The sequence below is a fragment of the Klebsiella sp. MS 92-3 genome, assembly GCF_000195655.1.
GTDB lineage: Bacteria > Pseudomonadota > Gammaproteobacteria > Enterobacterales > Enterobacteriaceae > Klebsiella > Klebsiella pneumoniae.
Genome location: NZ_GL882864.1, coordinates 36,530 through 37,737, shown reverse-complemented (window position 1 = coordinate 37,737; position 1,208 = coordinate 36,530). Strand labels below are relative to the sequence as shown.

At 60.5% G+C, this 1,208-nt stretch carries 1 protein-coding gene; it reads right to left on the bottom strand.

Annotated features, from left to right (window positions below):
• Positions 1-37: 37 nt before the first annotated feature.
• On the bottom strand, positions 38-1,208 hold a 1,171-nt coding region (locus tag HMPREF9538_RS0128500), incomplete at its 5' end, for a FumA C-terminus/TtdB family hydratase beta subunit (protein ID WP_009486302.1).

Below are 1,208 nucleotides of genomic sequence, written 5' to 3'. Positions count from 1 at the left end.
GGGGGGGGGGGCCTGATATCAGCGTCAGAGGATAGCGTTAGCCGTGCTGTTTACAGCCCGCGCACTGCTTATTCTGGATCTGCTGGAAGAAGTCGTTGCCTTTATCATCGACGAGGATAAACGCCGGAAAATCTTCCACTTCGATTTTCCAGATAGCTTCCATCCCCAGTTCCGGATAGGCCACGCACTCGAGGCTCTTGATACTCTGCTGGGCGAGCACTGCCGCCGGGCCGCCGATGCTTCCAAGGTAGAAGCCGCCGTGTTTATGGCAGGCATCGGTCACCTGCTGGCTGCGGTTGCCTTTCGCCAGCATCACCATGCTCGCGCCGTGGGACTGCAGCAGATCAACGTAAGAGTCCATGCGGCCGGCAGTGGTTGGGCCGAGGGAGCCGGAAGCGTAACCGGCTGGCGTTTTTGCCGGGCCCGCGTAGTAGATCGGGTGATCTTTGACGTACTGCGGCAGCGCCTCGCCGTTGTCGATAAGCTCCTTCAGCTTGGCGTGGGCGATGTCGCGGGCCACGATAATGGTGCCGTTAAGGCTCAGGCGGGTGGAGACCGGATGTGCCGACAGCTGCGCCAGGATCTCGCTCATCGGCTGATTCAGGTTGATGCTTACCACCTCGCCTTCGCCGGCCTGACGCAGATGCTCAGGAATATATTTTCCCGGATTGCTCTCCAGCTTCTCGATCCAGATACCGTCGCGGTTAATTTTGGCTTTGATATTGCGGTCGGCGGAGCAGGAGACACCCATGCCGATCGGGCAGGAGGCGCCGTGGCGCGGCAGGCGGATCACCCGGATATCGTGGGCGAAGTATTTCCCGCCGAACTGCGCGCCGAGGCCGAGGTTCTGCGCTTCCTGCAGCAACTCCTGCTCCAGTTGCACGTCGCGGAACGCCTGACCGTGTTCGTTACCTTCGGTCGGCAGACCGTCGTAATAGCGGGTCGAGGCCAGTTTCACGGTCTTCAGCGTCGCTTCCGCCGAGGTGCCGCCGATCACAAACGCGATGTGGTACGGCGGGCAGGCGGCGGTGCCGAGAGTGCGCATCTTCTCAACGAGGTAGTTTTTCAGCTTCGCCGGGGTGATCAGGGCCTTGGTCTCCTGGTACAGATAGGTTTTGTTGGCGGAACCGCCGCCTTTCGCCATGCACAGGAACTTATATTCTTCACCGTCGACGCTGTAGAGATCGATCTGCGCCGGCAGGTTGGTG